The organism is Arthrobacter humicola, from assembly GCF_039531445.1.
In the GTDB taxonomy this organism is placed as follows: domain Bacteria; phylum Actinomycetota; class Actinomycetes; order Actinomycetales; family Micrococcaceae; genus Arthrobacter; species Arthrobacter humicola.
The window spans coordinates 30,675-46,155 of the sequence record NZ_BAAAQB010000029.1 but is presented as its reverse complement, the minus strand read 5'-3'; the positions used below and the strand labels follow the sequence as shown (position 1 = coordinate 46,155).

Sequence of the window (15,481 nt, the reverse complement as noted above, 5' to 3'; positions counted from 1 at the left end):
CCGTCCAGGAGCTCCTGGACACGGTCGACGTCGACGCCGTCGCCATCGCGACACCGGCCCACACCCACCACGGCATCGCCCTCACGGCACTGCGTGCCGGAAAGCACGTCCTGGTTGAAAAGCCGCTCGCGGACGCCCGGGCCAAGGGCCTGGAAATGGTCGCCGAAGCCGAGACCCGCGGCCTGGTCCTGATGGCGGACCACACGTACTGCTACACCCCGGCCGTCCTGAAGATCCGGGAACTGATCGCCGACGGCTCCCTGGGCGAAATCCTGTTCATCGACTCCGTCAGGATCAACCTTGGGCTCGTCCAGCCGGACGTGGACGTCTTCTGGGACCTGGCCCCGCACGACTTGTCCATCCTCGACTTCATCCTTCCCGGCGGCCTCAGGCCGGCCGAAGTGTCCGCTCACGGCGCGGATCCGCTCGGCACCGGCAATGCCTGCGTGGGCCACCTGACCTTCGCACTGTCCGGCGGCGGGATGGCCCATGTGCACGTGAACTGGCTCAGCCCCACCAAAATCAGGCAGCTGGTGGTCGGCGGTTCCCGGCGCACGCTGGTCTGGGACGACCTGAACCCGCAGCAGCGGCTCAGCGTATACGACCGGGGGGTCAGCCTGGACGCCCAGTCGCGGTCCGCGGCGGAGCGGAAGGCATCGGCCATTTCTTACCGGCTGGGTGACACCTGGTCCCCGGCCCTGCCCGAACACGAGGCACTCGGCCAGATGGTGGCCGAATTCGCCAGCAGCATTTGGCAGCAGCGGCCCGCACGGACCAGCGGGGCCGCCGGGCTCCGCGTACTTTCGGTGCTGGAGGCAGTCAGCATCAGCCTCGGCGCTGCCGGGCGGCCCGCCGCCGTAACAGGGAACGAATTTCAGCTGGAAGGAACACGATGAGCACACTGCAAGGGGCCACGGTCCTGGTGACCGGCGGGGCCGGAACCATCGGGTCCACAATTGTTGACCATTTGCTCGCCGCCGGAGCCGGGCGGATCGACGTCCTCGACAACCTCGTCCGCGGACGCCGCGCCAATCTCGATGACGCCATGGAAAGCGGGCGGGTGCACCTGGTCGAGGGCGACCTCCGCGACCGGGACCTCGTCCACGACCTCACCCGCGGCACCGACATCGTGTTCCATCAGGCCGCCATCCGGATCACCCAGTGCGCCGAAGAACCCCGGCTCGCCCTGGAAGTCCTCGTGGACGGAAGCTTCAATGTGCTCGAGGCCGCGGCCGAACACCGGGTGGACAAGCTCATTGCCGCCTCCAGCGCCTCCGTCTACGGCATGGCAGAGGAGTTTCCGACCACCGAACGCCACCACCACCACAACAACGACACCTTTTACGGAGCGGCCAAGTCCTTCAACGAAGGCATGGCCCGCAGCTTCCGGGCCATGACCGGGCTGGACTACGTCCTGCTGCGCTACTTCAACGTCTACGGGCCCCGGATGGACGTCCACGGCCTGTACACCGAGGTGCTGGTGCGCTGGATGGAGCGGATCGCGGACGGCCAGCCGCCGCTGATTTTCGGTGACGGGTTGCAGACCATGGACTTTGTCCACACCCGGGACATCGCGCGGGCCAACATTCTGGCCGCGGGAAGCGGAATCCGCGAGGGCGTGTACAACGTCGCCAGCGGTTCCGAGACGAGCCTGCTGGAACTCGCCGAGGCGCTCCTGAGGGCGATGGATTCGGGCCTGCAGGTCGAACACGGCCCGGACCGCGCCGTCAACGGCGTCGTCCGCCGGCTGGCGGACACGACGGCGGCAGAACGTGATCTCGGCTTCACCGCCGAAACCGGGCTGGAGGAGGGGCTGCGCGAACTCGTCGACTGGTGGCGTCCGCTGCGCGGCGAGATCGCCGCCGCCCGGGTGGGAGGCGTGCGGTGACCATCGAGCAGGACCAGCTCCAAGACCAGGTGCTGAGCCGGATCAATGTCATGAAGCCGTGGCTAGGAACCGAGGAAGCCGAGGCCGTTGCCGAGGTGATCGCCTCCGGCTGGGTGGCGCAGGGCCCCCGGGTGACCAGGTTCGAGGACGCTTTTGCCGCAGCGCAACAGGCGCCGCACGCCGTCGCCGTCTCCAACTGCACCACCGCACTGCATCTGGCGTTGAAAGTTGCCGGCATCGGGCCCGACGACGACGTCGTGGTTCCCTCCCTTTCCTTCATTGCCACCGCCAATGCCGCCACGTACGTCGGGGCCCGGCCGGTGTTTGCCGACGTCGAAGCGGACACCGGGAACGTGTCCGCACGCAGCCTCGCGGCGGCCCTGACCCCGGCCACCCGGGCCGTGATCGTCGTGGACCAGGGCGGCATGCCTGTGGACCTCGACCCGATCCGCGAGCTCTGCGACCCACTGGGTATCACGGTGATCGAGGATTCCGCCTGCGGGGCAGGGTCCACCTACCGGGGGCGTCCGGTCGGGGCGGGGGCCGAGCTCGCCGCCTGGTCCTTCCATCCCCGCAAAATCCTCACAACAGGCGAGGGTGGCATGTTGACCACCAAGAACCCGGAGTGGGCCGCCCGCGCGCGCCAGCTGCGGGAACATTCCATGAGCGTGTCGGCAAATGACCGACATACAGCGCTGCTCGCCCCGGCCGAAGAGTATCTGGAGATCGGCTTCAACTACCGAATGACGGATCTGCAGGCGGCCGTCGGGCTCGTGCAGCTGGGCCGGCTTCAGGAAGCCGTCGCCCGGCGCCGCGGAATTGTCGCTGGCTACGGGGCTGCCCTGGCCGATCTCGACGGCCTGCGGTTCAGCCAGGATCCCGCCTATGGCACCAGCAATTTCCAGTCGTTCTGGTTCGAGGTCCTGCCGGACTTCGGGCTGGGAAGGGAGGAGTTGCTCGCTCATCTCGCCCGCGACGGCATCTCGGCGCGGCGCGGCATCATGGCGGCACACCGGCAGCCGGCCTACGCCGGACGGGACACCGGCACGGCCGATTTGTCCGTGACGGAACGGCTCACGGACAACACCGTCATCCTTCCCGTCTACCACCAGTTGACGCCGGACGAGCAGTTCCGGGTAATCCACTCCCTTCGGATGGCCGGCGGGCGGAACCATGGATGAGTTGCTCCTCATCGCCGCGAGCGGCCTGGCGCGTGAAGTGCTCGCCGCGGTCCGCGAGGGCGGACGATTCAATGTCATCGGGATCCTAGACGACGACGCCGGCAGGGCCGGAACCGTCGTGGACGGTGCCCGCATCCTTGGCCCGGCCAGTGACGCCCTCCGCTATCCGGAAGCCGGCATCGTGGTGTGCGTCGGCGCCGGCAGAGGACGCGCCCGGATTGTGGAGCGGCTGGCCGCCCTCGGCGTCGCGGACCGCCGATACGCCACGGTCCTCGATCCTTCTGTCCGGATCCCGGCTGGATGCACGATCGGCCGCGGCAGCGTCTTGCTGGGCCGCGTCACCCTGACCGCCGGGGTCACGCTTGGTGAGCACGTGGTGGCGATGCCTGGCGTGACGTTCACTCACGACGACGTCGTGGAGGACTTCGCCACGTTCGCCGCCGGGGTTTCGCTCGGCGGCGGTGTCAAGGTCGGGCGCGGCGCCTACCTGGGCATGAACGCCAGCGTGCGGGAAGGCTCCTCGGTGGGTGCGGGCGCCACCGTCGGCATGGGCGCGGCCGTCCTGGCCGACGTACCCGAGGACGAGACGTGGGTGGGCGTGCCGGCACGGGTCTTAAGGGCCGGAATTCAGAGCGGAACGGCGGCCTAGTCCCATGGGAGTCCGCACTGCAGCCCCAGACCAGGTGATGCGTGCACCGCAAAACCTCCACCCGAACGCGCGCCACGGAGTGCTCGTGCTGCTGACCCTCTATCTGGCAGCCCTGGCTTGCATCGGTTTCTGGCCCACGCCGGTGGACCGGCCCCTCTCCGGCTTCCTGAACGACATTCTCTCGGCCTTGCAGGAGCACAGACTGACGGCGGGAATTGACTACCACGTTGTGGAGGGCACGGCCAACGTCCTTCTCTTCGTCCCACTTGGCCTCTTCCTGGCCCTCTTGTTGCCGGTGCGTAAGTGGTGGTTGGCTGCCCTGGCCGGCCTCTTCACTTCCGCGGCGATTGAAGCTGTCCAGTTCCTGCTGCTCAGTCAGCGCCAGGCCAGCATCCGGGACGTCGTCAACAACTCCCTCGGCGCGTTGCTGGGCGCCCTGATCATCAGGCTGGCGCGCACCCGGCCGCGGGCACCGAAACCTCAGCCAACCCCCGGTCCAGGAACCCCCGACGGCAGGAGCGACATGACAACGGTGGCCAACTCAGCAGACGTGGCCGAAACGGCCAGCATCGGTGAGGGCACCCGCATCTGGCATCTTGCCCAGATCCGCGAGGACGCGGTTCTGGGCAAGAACTGCAACATCGGCCGTGGCGCGTACGTCGGACCGGGAGTGGAGGTGGGGGATAACTGCAAGCTGCAAAACTATGCGCTGGTCTATGAGCCCGCCCGCCTGGCCGACGGCGTCTTCGTCGGCCCCGCAGCAGTGCTGACCAATGATCTGCACCCGAGGGCGATCACCCCCGACGGCACGCTCAAGGGCTCGGACGACTGGGTGGCCGTCGGGGTCAGCATCGGCAAAGGGGCCTCCATCGGCGCCCGTGCCGTGTGCATCGCCCCCGCCTGCATCGGCGAGTGGGCCACCGTGGCGGCAGGCGCCGTCGTGACCAAGGATGTACCAGCCTTCGCCGTGGTTGCCGGCGTACCGGCACGCCAGATGGGCTGGGTGGGGGAGGCCGGGCAGCCGTTGAAGCAGGACGACGGCGGAAGCTGGCTCTGCCCGGTCACCGGGCGCCGGTACGTCGAATCCAACGGGCAGCTACGGCCCGAGAAGATCTCCTGAGGGAGCGAAGACTTATGGCTGACAAAGTGGTTTTAGGCGGCACCCCCGTGGATCTTGTGGATCCGGAGGCGGCCCTGGATGTCATTCTGGACAGGGCGGCCGCCCCCGGTGGCCGTCCGCTTGCCGTGGCGTCCGTGAATCTGGACCACCTTCATCATTTCGGCACCGGGGGGCGCTGGGCGGGGACCCTGCACGCGGACCCCGCCAGCACCGCCGACTGGCTCTATCTACTTGACGGCGCACCCCTTGTTGCCCGGTCGCGGAGGCTCACCAGGCGCCACTGGCCCCGCCTGGCCGGCAGCGATCTCGCGGCTCCGCTGTTGGCCCGCGCGGAAGACCGGGGCCTTCGCGTGGGGTTCCTTGGCGGGTCGGACGAGAGCCGCCGGCTCCTGGCGGACAAAATCGCCCGGGAACATCCGCGGCTTAGAGTCGCGGGGATGTGGTCGCCGTGCCGGGAAGATCTCGCCTCGGCGGAAGAATCGAAACGGATCGCCGGCAGCATTGCCAGCTCCGGCGCGCAGATACTATTTGTCGGCCTGGGCAAACCCCGCCAGGAGCTCTGGATGGACCGGTACGCAGGGCTTACCGGCGCGGGCGTCCTCCTGGGCTTCGGTGCGGCGGTTGATTTCCTGGCCGGTCGGGTGAGTCGCGCGCCCCAATGGGTGAGCGACCACGGACTGGAATGGGGCTTCCGGCTGGCCTTGGAACCTCGGCGCTTGGCCGGACGCTATCTTGTCGACGGGCCTCCGGCGTACGTCAAACTCCGCACCCGGTCCCGCACGCTTCCGCCCACCCTCCCCGAACACCCGACCGGCGGCGTGCCAGCCGAACGAACCCCGGGCCGCTTCACCGGGCCCGATGGATCGGCGGACGTCGCGGTCGTCGTCGTTACGTACAACAGTTCCCGGGACATCAACGGCCTGCTGGCCAGCCTGCGCGCGGAAACGCGGGATCTGACCCTGCGCGTGCTGGTTGCGGACAACTCCTCCAGCGACGGCACGCTGGGGCTGGTCCGCCGCCGCCACCCGGACGTCATCGCATTCTCCACCGGCGGCAACCTGGGATATTCCGGCGGCATCAACGCCGCCATGCGGCGGGCCGGGGACGCGGCCGCCGTGCTGGTGCTCAACCCGGACTTACGCGTTGAAGAAGGCAGTCTGAAGACCTTGCAGCTTCGACTGCGGGCCTCACGGGCCGGCGCCGTGGTGCCCCGGTTGCTTGATCCCAGTGGGGCGGTCAGCCCCACGCTGCGCCGCGAACCGAGCATTGCGCGGAGTCTCGGTGATGCGTTCCTGGGCCGGCGCGCGGCCAGCCGGCCGGCGTGGCTCGCAACGAGTGATTTCGACACCGAAAGCTACGCCCATCCACACACTGTTCATTGGGCAACGGGTGCCGCGCTGATGGTGCGGCGTGCGGTGGCAGATGCCCTGCCGTGGGACGAATCGTTCTTCCTCTACTCCGAGGAGGTCGATTTCTTCCGCCGCCTGCGGATGCTGGGTGAAACCGTCTGGTACGAACCTGCCGCGACCATGACCCATGTGGGTGGGGGGTCCGGCGCGTCACCGGAGTTGAACGCCTTGCTTGCCGTCAACTGCATCCGCTACATCCGCAAATACCATTCGACGGCCTACGCGGGGGCCTTCCGCGGCGCCGTGGTCCTGTCCGAAGCTCTTCGGTCGTGGAAGGCCGACCGCAAGGGCGTCCTGTGGACGGTGCTGAACGAACAGCTCTGGACCAGCCTGCCCGGGCCCACCAGCGAGGCGCCTGTTGAGGACTTCCCGCACGGTTCCGTGATTATCCCGGCCCACAATGAGTCCCAAGTGATTGCGCGGACCCTGGCGCCTCTCGCTCCGTTGGCGGCAGCCGGAGTGGTGAACGTTTTCGTGGTCTGCAACGGCTGCGTCGACGACACGGCCGAGATCGCCCGCGGCTTCGACGGCGTGACGGTGCTGGAGATTGACCAGGCCTCCAAGTCCGCTGCGTTGAACGCTGGCGATGCCGCCGCCACCCGGTGGCCAAGGCTCTACCTGGATGCCGACATCCAAATCACCCCGGCAGCGGTTCGGGACGTGCTGGCCGCTCTGGCTCCCGGTGGCCTTCTGGCGGCGCGCCCGGCTGTCCGGTTCGACCTGGAGGGTGCCCATCCGCTGATCCATGCCTACTACGGCACTCGCCTGCGGCTGCCGTCGGCACGAAGCGGGCTCTGGTCGGCCGGCGCCTATGGCATTTCTAAGCGCGGGCATGACCGGTTCGCGGAGTTTCCCGACATCATCGGGGACGACCTCTTCGTGGACCGGCTTTTTTTGCCGTCCGAGAAAGCCGTGCTCGACGTGGAACCGGTGGTGGTGCGCCCGCCGCGCACCCCTGGTGCCCAGTTGGCGGTGCTGAACCGGGTCTACCGAGGCAACGCCCAGCAGAACAGCATGGAGGAACGTCACGGCACGGCACTGGGCACGCTGAAGGAGGTGGCACAGTCCATCCGCGGCCCCCTCTCCGCCGTCAACGCGGCGGTGTATGTGGGGTTCGCGGTCGCCGGCCGTCGAGGCGCAGCGCCGGCGGGCGGGTGGGAACGCGACGAAAGTAGCCGCTTGCCTGCCGCGGCCCGTCACGATTCCCATGACGATTCCGCTTCCGGCCGGCCTATCACGCGTGTTCCGGTCACGGGTATTCCGGCTAGTGGAGTCCCGGTCCGGGGGACCGGCCCGCTCCATTCCAGTCCTCCGTCGTCAGCTTCCGTGGGATAGCTTCTGCCGGCGGCTGCGGATTAGGCGGCGACGCCGGCCGGTGCGCCAGGATCTCGGCGAGTTCGGCAAGCCGGTGCGCGCGGGCGGATTCGGCCGGCGTGAACGGCTCGCCGGGGCGGAAGAACGTAATGGGCCCGTGCCACGCCGTCGGAATTTTCAGGACCGTACCGTTCGCGGGGGTCGCCTTGGCGCTGCCGGAGGCCTGTCCCGTGATGATCCGGGCCCGCAGCAGTTCCGCGACCGCCAGCGGGAGCTCCTCCGGGCTGGCCGCGATCCGGGCGGCCAGGCTCAGCGCCCCGGTTTGGCCGTCGGCCATGGCAAGGGCCGTGGTCGGCCAGACATGAGGGTCCGCACCGCCGCCCGCCCGCAGCGCTCGGAGCAGATCGGCCTCGCGGACTTCACCCGGTGCGGAGAGCACGAACTCGTCCAGCACGCCGCCGGCCACGGGGTGAACGTGGATACTGAGAATGTTGGTGTCCAGCCCGGCCAAGGCCTGAGTGAGCTTCTGCAGCGACCCGGGCTTGTCCTTCAAGACGGTCCGCGCCCGCCACAGGGCAGGCGCCGCGACGAGCCGTTTGCGGTGGCTCAGTGCCGGGGCGTGCAGCCAGCTCCGGAGCATCCGGGCCGCCGAGGGTTCCGCCACCCAGATCACAAGGATGGTCGCGGTCATCGTCAGAACCAGGACCTTGGCAACATAGGGCAGGTGCGTTCCCACCACCGCCGCATGCACCAGCAACTCGATCGGAAGCATCACGGCGATATTCGCCAGGGTCAGCCGGGTCTTGGTCGGTTCCGGCATCTGGCCGCACACTTCGCAGCTCAACTCGGAAGAGGCAGGGTGCCGGGTCGTGCCGGGGGACTTGCCTGAGGTCTTACCTGGGGTTTTGCCAATGGCATCGCGCGTCATGCTCCCATGATTCCGGCCCGCTGTTTCGGCCGGATTGCCGCCGGGTGACGGTTTCCGACCGCCGCTGCCGACCTACCCGCGGCAGGCCTGCGGGAGGACGCGTCTAGCGGCTGGCCACGTGGCGGGGACTGTCCTCGTCCACGGTCCCTGCCAGGTTGCGATCCCCGTTGGGATCCTTGCTGCCTTCCACGTTACGGTCGCTGCCGCCGTCGGGTTCCGGGCCTGCCAACCGGGCCAGCAGGTCGCGGATCTCGGCCAGCAGCGCGGTGTCGGCCGGGATCGGCTCTTCCTCGGGCTCCGCTGCGCTCAGCCGGTACTTGACCATCCTGTTGATCCGGTTCATGGGGGCCACGAAGATGAAGTACACCACCGCGGCGGTGATGAGGAAGGTCAGGAAGGCGGTGACCACAGCGCCGATGTTGACGAAAGTCTTGTCGTTGCCGGGCCAGATGTGGAAGCCCAGGCCCTGGGTCTCGACACCGCCGGCCGCCGCGATGATCGGGTTCACGATGTTGGCGGTGAAGGCGCCGACCAGGGCTGTGAAGGCGGTGCCGACGACGACGGCGATGGACAGCTCGATCACGTTGCCGCGCAGGATGAAATCCTTGAATCCTTTGAGCATGGGGAACCTCCGGTGTGCGTTGCTGGATGTCTCTGCCGTGAGTCGCTTGTCTGATTCACAGGTGCTTGATTCAGGTGCTTGATTCAGTTGCCTGATTCAACCGGTAGACGCTACCACTTCGCCGGTGCCCGTCAGATTCCGATCAACGGGTCACTATGCGGCGGCGGCGACGTTCCGGCGTAAAATCCACGGTGGATGCCAGTGCCGCCGTCGTAATATACAGACCGCAACGAAAGGCGCCCCAAGCTATGGAGGCCGGCACCGTGAAGCTGTTCGCCGAGATGTTTACCATCGCTCCTGCCAACAAGGACCACCAGGTTGCCCTCCGCTGCGCCGTGGGCGTCTTTGTCCCGCTGATAACCCTGGTGCTGCTGGGCCGGCTGGATCTGGCAATCTTCGCCTCCTTCGGTGCCTTCACCGGGATCTACGGCCGGAATGAACCGCACCCCCGGCGGCTGACGCTCCAAGTGCGGGCCGGAGGACTCATGCTCCTGGTGATGTTGCTGGCCGCCCTCACCGCCCGTGTGGACGGGCTCCTCGGGCTTTCGGGCGAAGGCACCACCTGGCTCCTGGTTGCGGCCACCACCGTGGTGGCGGGCGGTTGCTCCCTGGTCGTCGCCATGTGGCGCCTGCGTCCCTCGGGTTCGCTGTTCCAAATCTTCGCGTTCGCGGCCATCGCGTCGATCCCCAACCAGCCCCCGCTGTGGCAGTGCATGCTGGTGGCCGTGCTCACGGTCGCGTTCTCCCTGCTGATCGGCCAGTCCTCACGCCTGGCCCGGAGCCGCCGGACCCCGTGGGTCAGGGCCAAGCCCGTGAGCCTGACGCCGGCTGAGAAGCGCGCCGCGTGGCAGGAGAGTGCGGGCTATCTCGTGGCGGCGGGCCTGGCCGGAACGCTGGGGACCCTCGCCGGCGAATGGCTCGGGGTCGGCCACAATTACTGGGCGATGGTGGCCGCCGTCGTGCCACTCGTGGGGCACACCACCAGGCACCGGGTGAGCCGCGGCCTCCAGCGTATCGCCGGCACGGTCGTGGGACTGGTACTGCTCGCCGGGATCCTGCTGCTGCAGCCGACGCCGTGGCAGACGGTGCTGGTCATTGCCGCGTGCCAGTTCGGCGCTGAGATGTTCATCGCGCGTCAGTACATGCTGGCGCAGGTCTTTGTCACGCCGCTGGCCCTGATTTCGACGCTTCTCGTGGCACCTGTACCGCCCGGCATCCTGCTCCGCGACAGAATCGTGGAGACCGTGATCGGTGCCGCCGTCGGCATCGCCGTCGTGCTGGCGCCAGGGGCGTGGCGCCGCCTGAGGGGCCGTCGCGGGATGGCTGCGCCAGGGCGCCTAACCTAGGATTGCCCGACGCTGGCACCAGTGCGGGACGTTGCGGCGATGGTCTGCGGCACGAAAGCCAGGGCGAGAACCGCCAGGACCGCGGCGGCGGCGAAAACGTAGAAGCCCCACGGGTAGGCGATGCCGGCGGCGACCAGCGCGCCGGTGACGGCCGGACCCAAAATGGCACCCAACCGCCCCACTCCCGCGGCGAAGCCCAAGGCGGTGCCACGCAGTCGAGCAGGGAAGAGTTGGCTGACCCAGGCGTAGACCAGGACCTGGGAGCTGAAGACGAACACGCCGGTGACAAAGACAGCGGCGTAGAGCACCACTTCGTTCTGGATCTGGATGCTGAGACCGGCGAGGAACACGGCGGAAAGGCCAAACCAGAGCAGAACGATCCTCTTGGTGCCGTGCCGGTCGGCCAGGACTCCGGCAATCAGGAGGCCCACCACGGCTCCGACATTGAGGACCAGGAGCAACGCGAGGCCGGCGTTCAGGCTATAGCCGGCGGAGGCCATGAGCTGCGGGAGCCAGGTGTTCAGACCGTAGACCAGCAGCAGGCCCATGAACGAGGCCACGGCCACGCCGGCGGCGATCAGCGGGTAGGGTTTGCGGGCCAGGTCCCGGAAACGGGCACGCTCGTCCTCCGGCGCTGTTTGCGGCGCAGCCTTCGCGCGGACCGGGGCGTTGGCCGGTGACGTGGCGGCTACAGGGACGTGGTGCACCGGCGGGAGGGTTTCCGGAAGCTTGAACCACAGGAAAGGGACCAAGGCAAGGCCGGCCAGGCCGCCCACAACGAACATTGTCCGCCAGCTTGGAATCACCATGATGGCCAGGAACGCGGTGGCAATGGCGCCGGCGTGGTATCCGGTCATGGTCCGGGTGGTGGACTTTCCAGCCGTTCCGGCGGGCGCGTAGTCGTTCATGTAGGCAAGCGCTGCTGGCAGGCAGGCGCCAAGGCCGAGGCCGGCAAGCAGCCGGAACGTGCTGAACCATGCCACGTTCGGTGCGAAGACGACGGCGATCGTAAAGATGGAGAACCACGTCACGCAGGCCACCAGCAGGTTCCGCCGGCCGAAGCGGTCCGATAGCGGGGAAATGAAGAGCGCGCCGAGCCCCACACCCACCAGGGAGATGGTCGCAGCGAACGTCGCCCCGATTGCGTCGAAGCCAAGTTCATGCGACTTGATGAGTGTCGGGATGACCGTGCCGAGGACCACCAGGTCAAAGCCGTCCAGCACCATGGCCAGCCAGCAGAGCCACACGGGCCACCTTGATTTGTTGCCCAATGACGACATTGACATTGCTACCTCAGCGCTATTCTTGACGTGGTTCCTTGCGTCCGGCCAGCGTTGGCCGGACTTTCCTATCGTGAGAGTTCTATCACTCGTCGGTGTTGTATGGGACACTTCATACCATTGAACGGAAGGAGTATCGTGGCCAATTCGACCTCCGGCGACTCGGTGGTGGACCGGATCCTGCGGCTCATTGCCGCCTTCCCGGAGGGTGTCACGGCACTGCAGCTTTCCGACCTTGCCGCCAGGGCAGAGCTTCCCCTGACCACTGCGCACAGGCTGGTCCGGCAACTCGCCGGACATGGACTCCTTGATGTCGGCCCTGGCGGCTCGGTCAGCCTCGGGCTGCGGCTCTGGGAGCTCGTCAACCGCAATTCCCCCACGCTTGAGCTCCGCCAGGCTGCGCTGCCCTTCATGGAGGACATCCAGCAGGTGCTGAACCAAAACGTGAACCTCGCCGTGCTGGATGGCTGGGAAGCGCTCTTCGTGGAACGGCTGTCCCGCCGGGGTTCTGTTGCCAACCGTGCCCAGGTGGCCGGCCGGATGCCCGTGCACGTGTCCTCCGCCGGGCTGGTGCTCATGGCCAACCAGACCCACGCCGTCCAGATGGACTACCTGGACGGGTTTAGCGATCCGACCGGCAAGCTGGTCAGGGAGGATCTGGGCGCCCTTCTGGGGGAAGCTGCCCATCAGGGATACGCGCAGCTGGCCGGCGTCGTGGACCCGGACACCTGGGGGATCGCCGTCCCCGTGCTGGACCGCAGGAAGCGTGCTGTGGCGGCCCTCGGCGTCGTCGTCCCCCTCCGCGAAGTGCGCCTGCAGGCGCTTGTTCCCGCTCTCCAGACCGCGGCCCGCGGGATCGGGAGGAGGCTTGGAGAGTCACGCGAGACCATTGAATTCCATTCAACGGAATCAATGTAACGCGTATCACGCATCGGGGTCCACACTGGTAGCCAGACGACCAAACCGGCCCAGTTCCCGACCCCCGGGACCCCGCAACGAAGCGAGAATCACATGGCACAGCGAAAAGTCATCACCACCCAGGTAGCGATCATGGGGGCCGGCCCGGCCGGGCTCATGCTCTCCCACCTCCTGGCCAAGGCCGGCATCGAATCCACCGTCCTCGAGATCCGCAGCCACCAGGAGATCTCCGAGACGGTCCGTGCCGGGATCCTGGAGCACGGCTCGGTGAACATGCTCGTTGACAGCGGCGTCTCGGACCGCGTGCTGCGCGACGGCGACCGCCATGACGGAATTGAGCTTCGTTTCAACGGCGAAAGCCACCGCATCGATTTCCAGGACCTCGTCGGGGAGTCGGTCTGGCTCTACCCGCAGACGGACGTGTTCCTGGACCTCGCCGCACGCCGGAAGGCCGACGGCGGGGACGTCCGGTACAGCGTCACGGACACCACTATCCACGACATCGAGGCCAAGCCCAAGGTCTGGTTCACGGATGCGGACGGTGTGGAATACGAACTCCAGGCCGATTTCATCGCCGGTGCGGACGGTTCGCGCAGCCATTGCCGCTTCCAGATCCCCGAGGCACAGCGCAAGTGGTACTTCCACGAATACCCCTTCGCCTGGTTCGGCATCCTGGCAGAGGCGCCGCGCAGCTCGGACGAGCTGATCTATGCCAACTCCGAGAACGGCTTCGCTCTGATCAGTCAGCGCACCGAGACGGTCCAGAGGATGTACTTCCAGTGCGACCCCAACGAGGACGTCAACAACTGGAACGAGGACCGCATCTGGGACGCCTTCCGCAGCCGCGTTAACGGCAACGGCTTCGAAGTCAAGGAAGGGCCCGTGATCGACAAAACGGTCCTGAAATTCCGCAGCTTTGTCCATGCCCCCATGCGCCACGGCAACCTGTTCCTTGCCGGCGACGCCGCGCACACCGTCCCACCCACCGGGGCCAAAGGCTTGAACCTGGCGCTGAACGACGTCAGGGTCCTCTTCGAGGGATTCGACAGCTTCTATTCCACCGGCTCCACCGTGCTCCTGGATGCCTACAGTGACCGTGCCCTGGACCGGGTGTGGAAGGCCCAGCAGTTCTCCTACTGGATGACCTCCATGCTTCACACCCCGGCCGACGCCGACGACTTCGCCCGCGCCCGCCAGCTCGGCGAGCTCCACTCGGTGGTGTCGTCCCGCCACGGCCGCGCCTACCTCGCGGAGGCCTACACCGGCTGGCCCGGCGCCCGCTAGGACGTCCGCCAGAGCTCCGGATCGGGCTCATATTTCCGTCGACAGGCCCCGGCGCCAGGACTAGCCTTTAACCGTCCCAGCATGACCCCACAAGGATGACGGAGAGGTGTCCGATCATGGGAACCGCAGAGAATGTTGAACTGGTCCGGCGCGGGTACGAGGCCTTCAACTCAGCAGATATGGCGACCCTCAGCGACATGTTCGCGGAGGACGCGGTCTGGCACGTGGCCGGAAGCGGCGTGCTATCGGGGACGAAACAGGGGCGAGACGCCATCCTGGCGTACTTCGGTGAACTCGGAGCACGCACCCAAGGTCACTTCCAAGCCAACGTCCAGGACATCGTCGGCGGCGAGAAACACACTGTCGCAATCCAGCAAACTCACGGGGAAGCCAACGGCAAAACCCTGGACATGCCCACCGTGATCACGTTCGTGGTTCGCGACGGACAGATCGCGGAGGGGCGGGAATTCTTCGAGGACACGGCCAAAGCCGACGATTTCTGGACCTGATTTAGTCCTGTTCGAGAGTTCCGGTCAGGTGATGCGTGGGAATCCGGTCCCGGTCATAGGTGATCTCCGTGTATCCGTGCGGCTCCGGCCTCCCGGACGGGCTCAGGTTCACGAAGACGATTTCCTCGATTGTGAGGATGCTCTGCCGGGTGATCATGTTCCTGACTTCGGCACGCATGGTCAGCGATGTCCGGCCGAAGCGGGTCGCGGTCAGGCCCATTTCGATCAGGTCGCCCTGGACGGCCGAGCTGACGAAGTTGATTTCTGAGATGTACTTCGTGACGGCCCGGCCGTTGCCCAACTGCAGGATGGCGTAGATGGCGGCCTCTTCGTCGATCCACTTCAGCAGGCTGCCGCCAAACAGGGTGCCGTTGGCGTTGAGGTCCTCGGGGCGGACCCATTTGCGGGTGCGGAAAGTGATGTCGGCCGATTCCATAGTGCGAGATTAGCCCACTCCATTCCGGGCGGCGTTGTATGACGCCTCACGCCATGGCGGTGTGCGCGGCGCTGTGCGAATCGATCGGCTTCGCGTAGCAGTAGGAGTGTTGGACCCCGATGTACGGTCCAAAGTTCGGCACGGGCACAAAGCCCGAGTTCTCGTAGAACTGCCGCCCGTCGGTCTGTACCGAGCCGGCCTCCGCGGTCAGTGTGGTGATGCCCAGCGCGTGGGCGTGGGCTTCGAGGGCCGCGAGGATGGAGCTCGCCACCCCGGAGCCGCGGGTGTAGGGCAGGACATAGAGGCGCTTGATTTCGGCAGTGCGCGCGTCCAGCATGCGCAGGCCGCCGCAGCCGACCGGCTGGCCGGAGGCTTTGTCGTGCGCCACCAGGAATACCGCGGTGTCCACTTCCGACGGCGGCGGCCCGGGTTCGTGGTCGGGCCGGCCGAAGCGGGCGTCGAGTTCTGCCTGCTGGGCGGCCCTCAGGTCCGCACCAACGGGGTTCGCCCAAGTGACCTGACGGATGTTGAGCCGCGGGTTGGTCTGCATCACTGCCTCGATTCGCCGAAGGGTTATGCAGTCCAAGGCTAGGCACC

Annotated in this window: 15 protein-coding genes and 1 pseudogene; 11 read left to right on the top strand and 5 right to left on the bottom strand. The window is 67.2% G+C overall.

The genetic code is table 11. The features are described 5' to 3' along the window. The 7 genes and pseudogenes from ABD243_RS09660 to ABD243_RS09630 form a co-directional block, all read left to right on the top strand. Nucleotides 1-896, top strand: an 896-nt coding sequence (locus ABD243_RS09660; RefSeq protein WP_344364803.1) for a Gfo/Idh/MocA family protein, incomplete at its 5' end; no start/stop codon positions are given. Beyond that, complete coding sequence (locus tag ABD243_RS09655) at nucleotides 893-1,888, top strand: NAD-dependent epimerase/dehydratase family protein (RefSeq protein ID WP_344364800.1); 996 nt, start codon at nucleotides 893-895, stop codon at nucleotides 1,886-1,888. The genes ABD243_RS09660 and ABD243_RS09655, both read left to right, overlap by 4 nt. A 50-nt stretch (nucleotides 1,889-1,938) precedes the next feature. After that, nucleotides 1,939-3,069 (top strand): DegT/DnrJ/EryC1/StrS family aminotransferase, encoded by a 1,131-nt coding sequence (locus ABD243_RS09650; protein ID WP_344365295.1) that lies wholly within the window; start codon nucleotides 1,939-1,941, stop codon nucleotides 3,067-3,069. Further along, nucleotides 3,062-3,718, top strand: a complete 657-nt coding sequence (locus ABD243_RS09645; protein WP_344364798.1) for an acetyltransferase — start codon at nucleotides 3,062-3,064, stop codon at nucleotides 3,716-3,718. Before ABD243_RS09650 ends, ABD243_RS09645 begins: the two co-directional genes overlap by 8 nt. A gap of 4 nt (nucleotides 3,719-3,722) precedes the next feature. Continuing rightward, nucleotides 3,723-4,160 (top strand): annotated as a pseudogene (locus ABD243_RS09640) (VanZ family protein); the annotation flags it as partial. A gap of 81 nt (nucleotides 4,161-4,241) precedes the next feature. Beyond that, nucleotides 4,242-4,838 (top strand): acyltransferase, encoded by a 597-nt coding sequence (locus ABD243_RS09635; RefSeq protein ID WP_344365292.1) that lies wholly within the window; start codon nucleotides 4,242-4,244, stop codon nucleotides 4,836-4,838. A 14-nt stretch (nucleotides 4,839-4,852) separates the two neighbouring features. Next, nucleotides 4,853-7,582 carry a WecB/TagA/CpsF family glycosyltransferase gene (locus ABD243_RS09630; protein ID WP_344364795.1) on the top strand — a complete coding sequence of 910 codons (2,730 nt, stop codon included), beginning with the start codon at nucleotides 4,853-4,855 and terminating at the stop codon, nucleotides 7,580-7,582. On the opposite strand, the gene ABD243_RS09625 is transcribed toward ABD243_RS09630, so the two are convergent. Both ABD243_RS09625 and mscL read right to left on the bottom strand, forming a co-directional pair. Next, nucleotides 7,512-8,381: an amino acid-binding protein gene (locus tag ABD243_RS09625; RefSeq protein ID WP_344364793.1), complete on the bottom strand. Its 870-nt coding sequence runs from the start codon at nucleotides 8,379-8,381 to the stop codon at nucleotides 7,512-7,514. The genes ABD243_RS09630 and ABD243_RS09625 overlap by 71 nt on opposite strands. A 211-nt stretch (nucleotides 8,382-8,592) precedes the next feature. Then, on the bottom strand, nucleotides 8,593-9,111 hold the full coding sequence (mscL, locus tag ABD243_RS09620; RefSeq protein ID WP_344364791.1) for a large conductance mechanosensitive channel protein MscL: 519 nt from the start codon (nucleotides 9,109-9,111) through the stop codon (nucleotides 8,593-8,595). 263 nt (nucleotides 9,112-9,374) lie between these two features. On the opposite strand from mscL, the gene ABD243_RS09615 reads away from it, so the two are divergent. Continuing rightward, nucleotides 9,375-10,457: an FUSC family protein gene (locus tag ABD243_RS09615; protein ID WP_344365289.1), complete on the top strand. Its 1,083-nt coding sequence runs from the start codon at nucleotides 9,375-9,377 to the stop codon at nucleotides 10,455-10,457. Here ABD243_RS09615 and ABD243_RS09610 read toward each other — a convergent pair. Next, nucleotides 10,454-11,743: an MFS transporter gene (locus ABD243_RS09610; protein ID WP_425547165.1), complete on the bottom strand. Its 1,290-nt coding sequence runs from the start codon at nucleotides 11,741-11,743 to the stop codon at nucleotides 10,454-10,456. The genes ABD243_RS09615 and ABD243_RS09610 overlap by 4 nt on opposite strands. Nucleotides 11,744-11,875: 132 nt before the next feature. Between ABD243_RS09610 and ABD243_RS09605 the strand changes: the two genes are divergently transcribed. The 3 genes from ABD243_RS09605 (at nucleotide 11,876) to ABD243_RS09595 (ending at nucleotide 14,448) form a co-directional block, all read left to right on the top strand. Continuing rightward, nucleotides 11,876-12,655, top strand: a complete 780-nt coding sequence (locus tag ABD243_RS09605; RefSeq protein ID WP_344364788.1) for an IclR family transcriptional regulator — start codon at nucleotides 11,876-11,878, stop codon at nucleotides 12,653-12,655. A 93-nt stretch (nucleotides 12,656-12,748) separates the two neighbouring features. Beyond that, nucleotides 12,749-13,939: a 4-hydroxybenzoate 3-monooxygenase gene (locus ABD243_RS09600; RefSeq protein WP_116766728.1), complete on the top strand. Its 1,191-nt coding sequence runs from the start codon at nucleotides 12,749-12,751 to the stop codon at nucleotides 13,937-13,939. A gap of 116 nt (nucleotides 13,940-14,055) precedes the next feature. Next, nucleotides 14,056-14,448, top strand: a complete 393-nt coding sequence (locus ABD243_RS09595) for a nuclear transport factor 2 family protein (protein ID WP_116766727.1) — start codon at nucleotides 14,056-14,058, stop codon at nucleotides 14,446-14,448. Between the two features lies 1 nt (nucleotide 14,449). Here the strand turns inward: ABD243_RS09595 and ABD243_RS09590 are convergent, their stop codons facing one another. Both ABD243_RS09590 and ABD243_RS09585 read right to left on the bottom strand, forming a co-directional pair. Then, nucleotides 14,450-14,884, bottom strand: a complete 435-nt coding sequence (locus tag ABD243_RS09590; RefSeq protein WP_116766726.1) for an acyl-CoA thioesterase — start codon at nucleotides 14,882-14,884, stop codon at nucleotides 14,450-14,452. 46 nt (nucleotides 14,885-14,930) lie between these two features. Beyond that, entirely contained in the window at nucleotides 14,931-15,434 is a 504-nt protein-coding gene (locus tag ABD243_RS09585; protein WP_091248278.1) for a GNAT family N-acetyltransferase, read from the bottom strand. Between the last annotated feature and the right edge of the window lie 47 nt (nucleotides 15,435-15,481).

Coding starts and splice junctions, on each gene's coding strand:
- ABD243_RS09650 (WP_344365295.1), top strand. CDS start 1,939: ATGAAGCCGTGGCTAGGAACCGAGGAAGCCGAGGCCGTTGCCGAGGTG.
- ABD243_RS09600 (WP_116766728.1), top strand. CDS start 12,749: ATGGCACAGCGAAAAGTCATCACCACCCAGGTAGCGATCATGGGGGCC.
- ABD243_RS09610 (WP_425547165.1), bottom strand. CDS start 11,743: ATGTCAATGTCGTCATTGGGCAACAAATCAAGGTGGCCCGTGTGGCTC.
- ABD243_RS09635 (WP_344365292.1), top strand. CDS start 4,242: ATGACAACGGTGGCCAACTCAGCAGACGTGGCCGAAACGGCCAGCATC.
- ABD243_RS09645 (WP_344364798.1), top strand. CDS start 3,062: ATGGATGAGTTGCTCCTCATCGCCGCGAGCGGCCTGGCGCGTGAAGTG.
- ABD243_RS09655 (WP_344364800.1), top strand. CDS start 893: ATGAGCACACTGCAAGGGGCCACGGTCCTGGTGACCGGCGGGGCCGGA.
- mscL (WP_344364791.1), bottom strand. CDS start 9,111: ATGCTCAAAGGATTCAAGGATTTCATCCTGCGCGGCAACGTGATCGAG.
- ABD243_RS09595 (WP_116766727.1), top strand. CDS start 14,056: ATGGGAACCGCAGAGAATGTTGAACTGGTCCGGCGCGGGTACGAGGCC.
- ABD243_RS09625 (WP_344364793.1), bottom strand. CDS start 8,381: ATGCCGGAACCGACCAAGACCCGGCTGACCCTGGCGAATATCGCCGTG.
- ABD243_RS09590 (WP_116766726.1), bottom strand. CDS start 14,884: ATGGAATCGGCCGACATCACTTTCCGCACCCGCAAATGGGTCCGCCCC.
- ABD243_RS09585 (WP_091248278.1), bottom strand. CDS start 15,434: ATGCAGACCAACCCGCGGCTCAACATCCGTCAGGTCACTTGGGCGAAC.
- ABD243_RS09630 (WP_344364795.1), top strand. CDS start 4,853: ATGGCTGACAAAGTGGTTTTAGGCGGCACCCCCGTGGATCTTGTGGAT.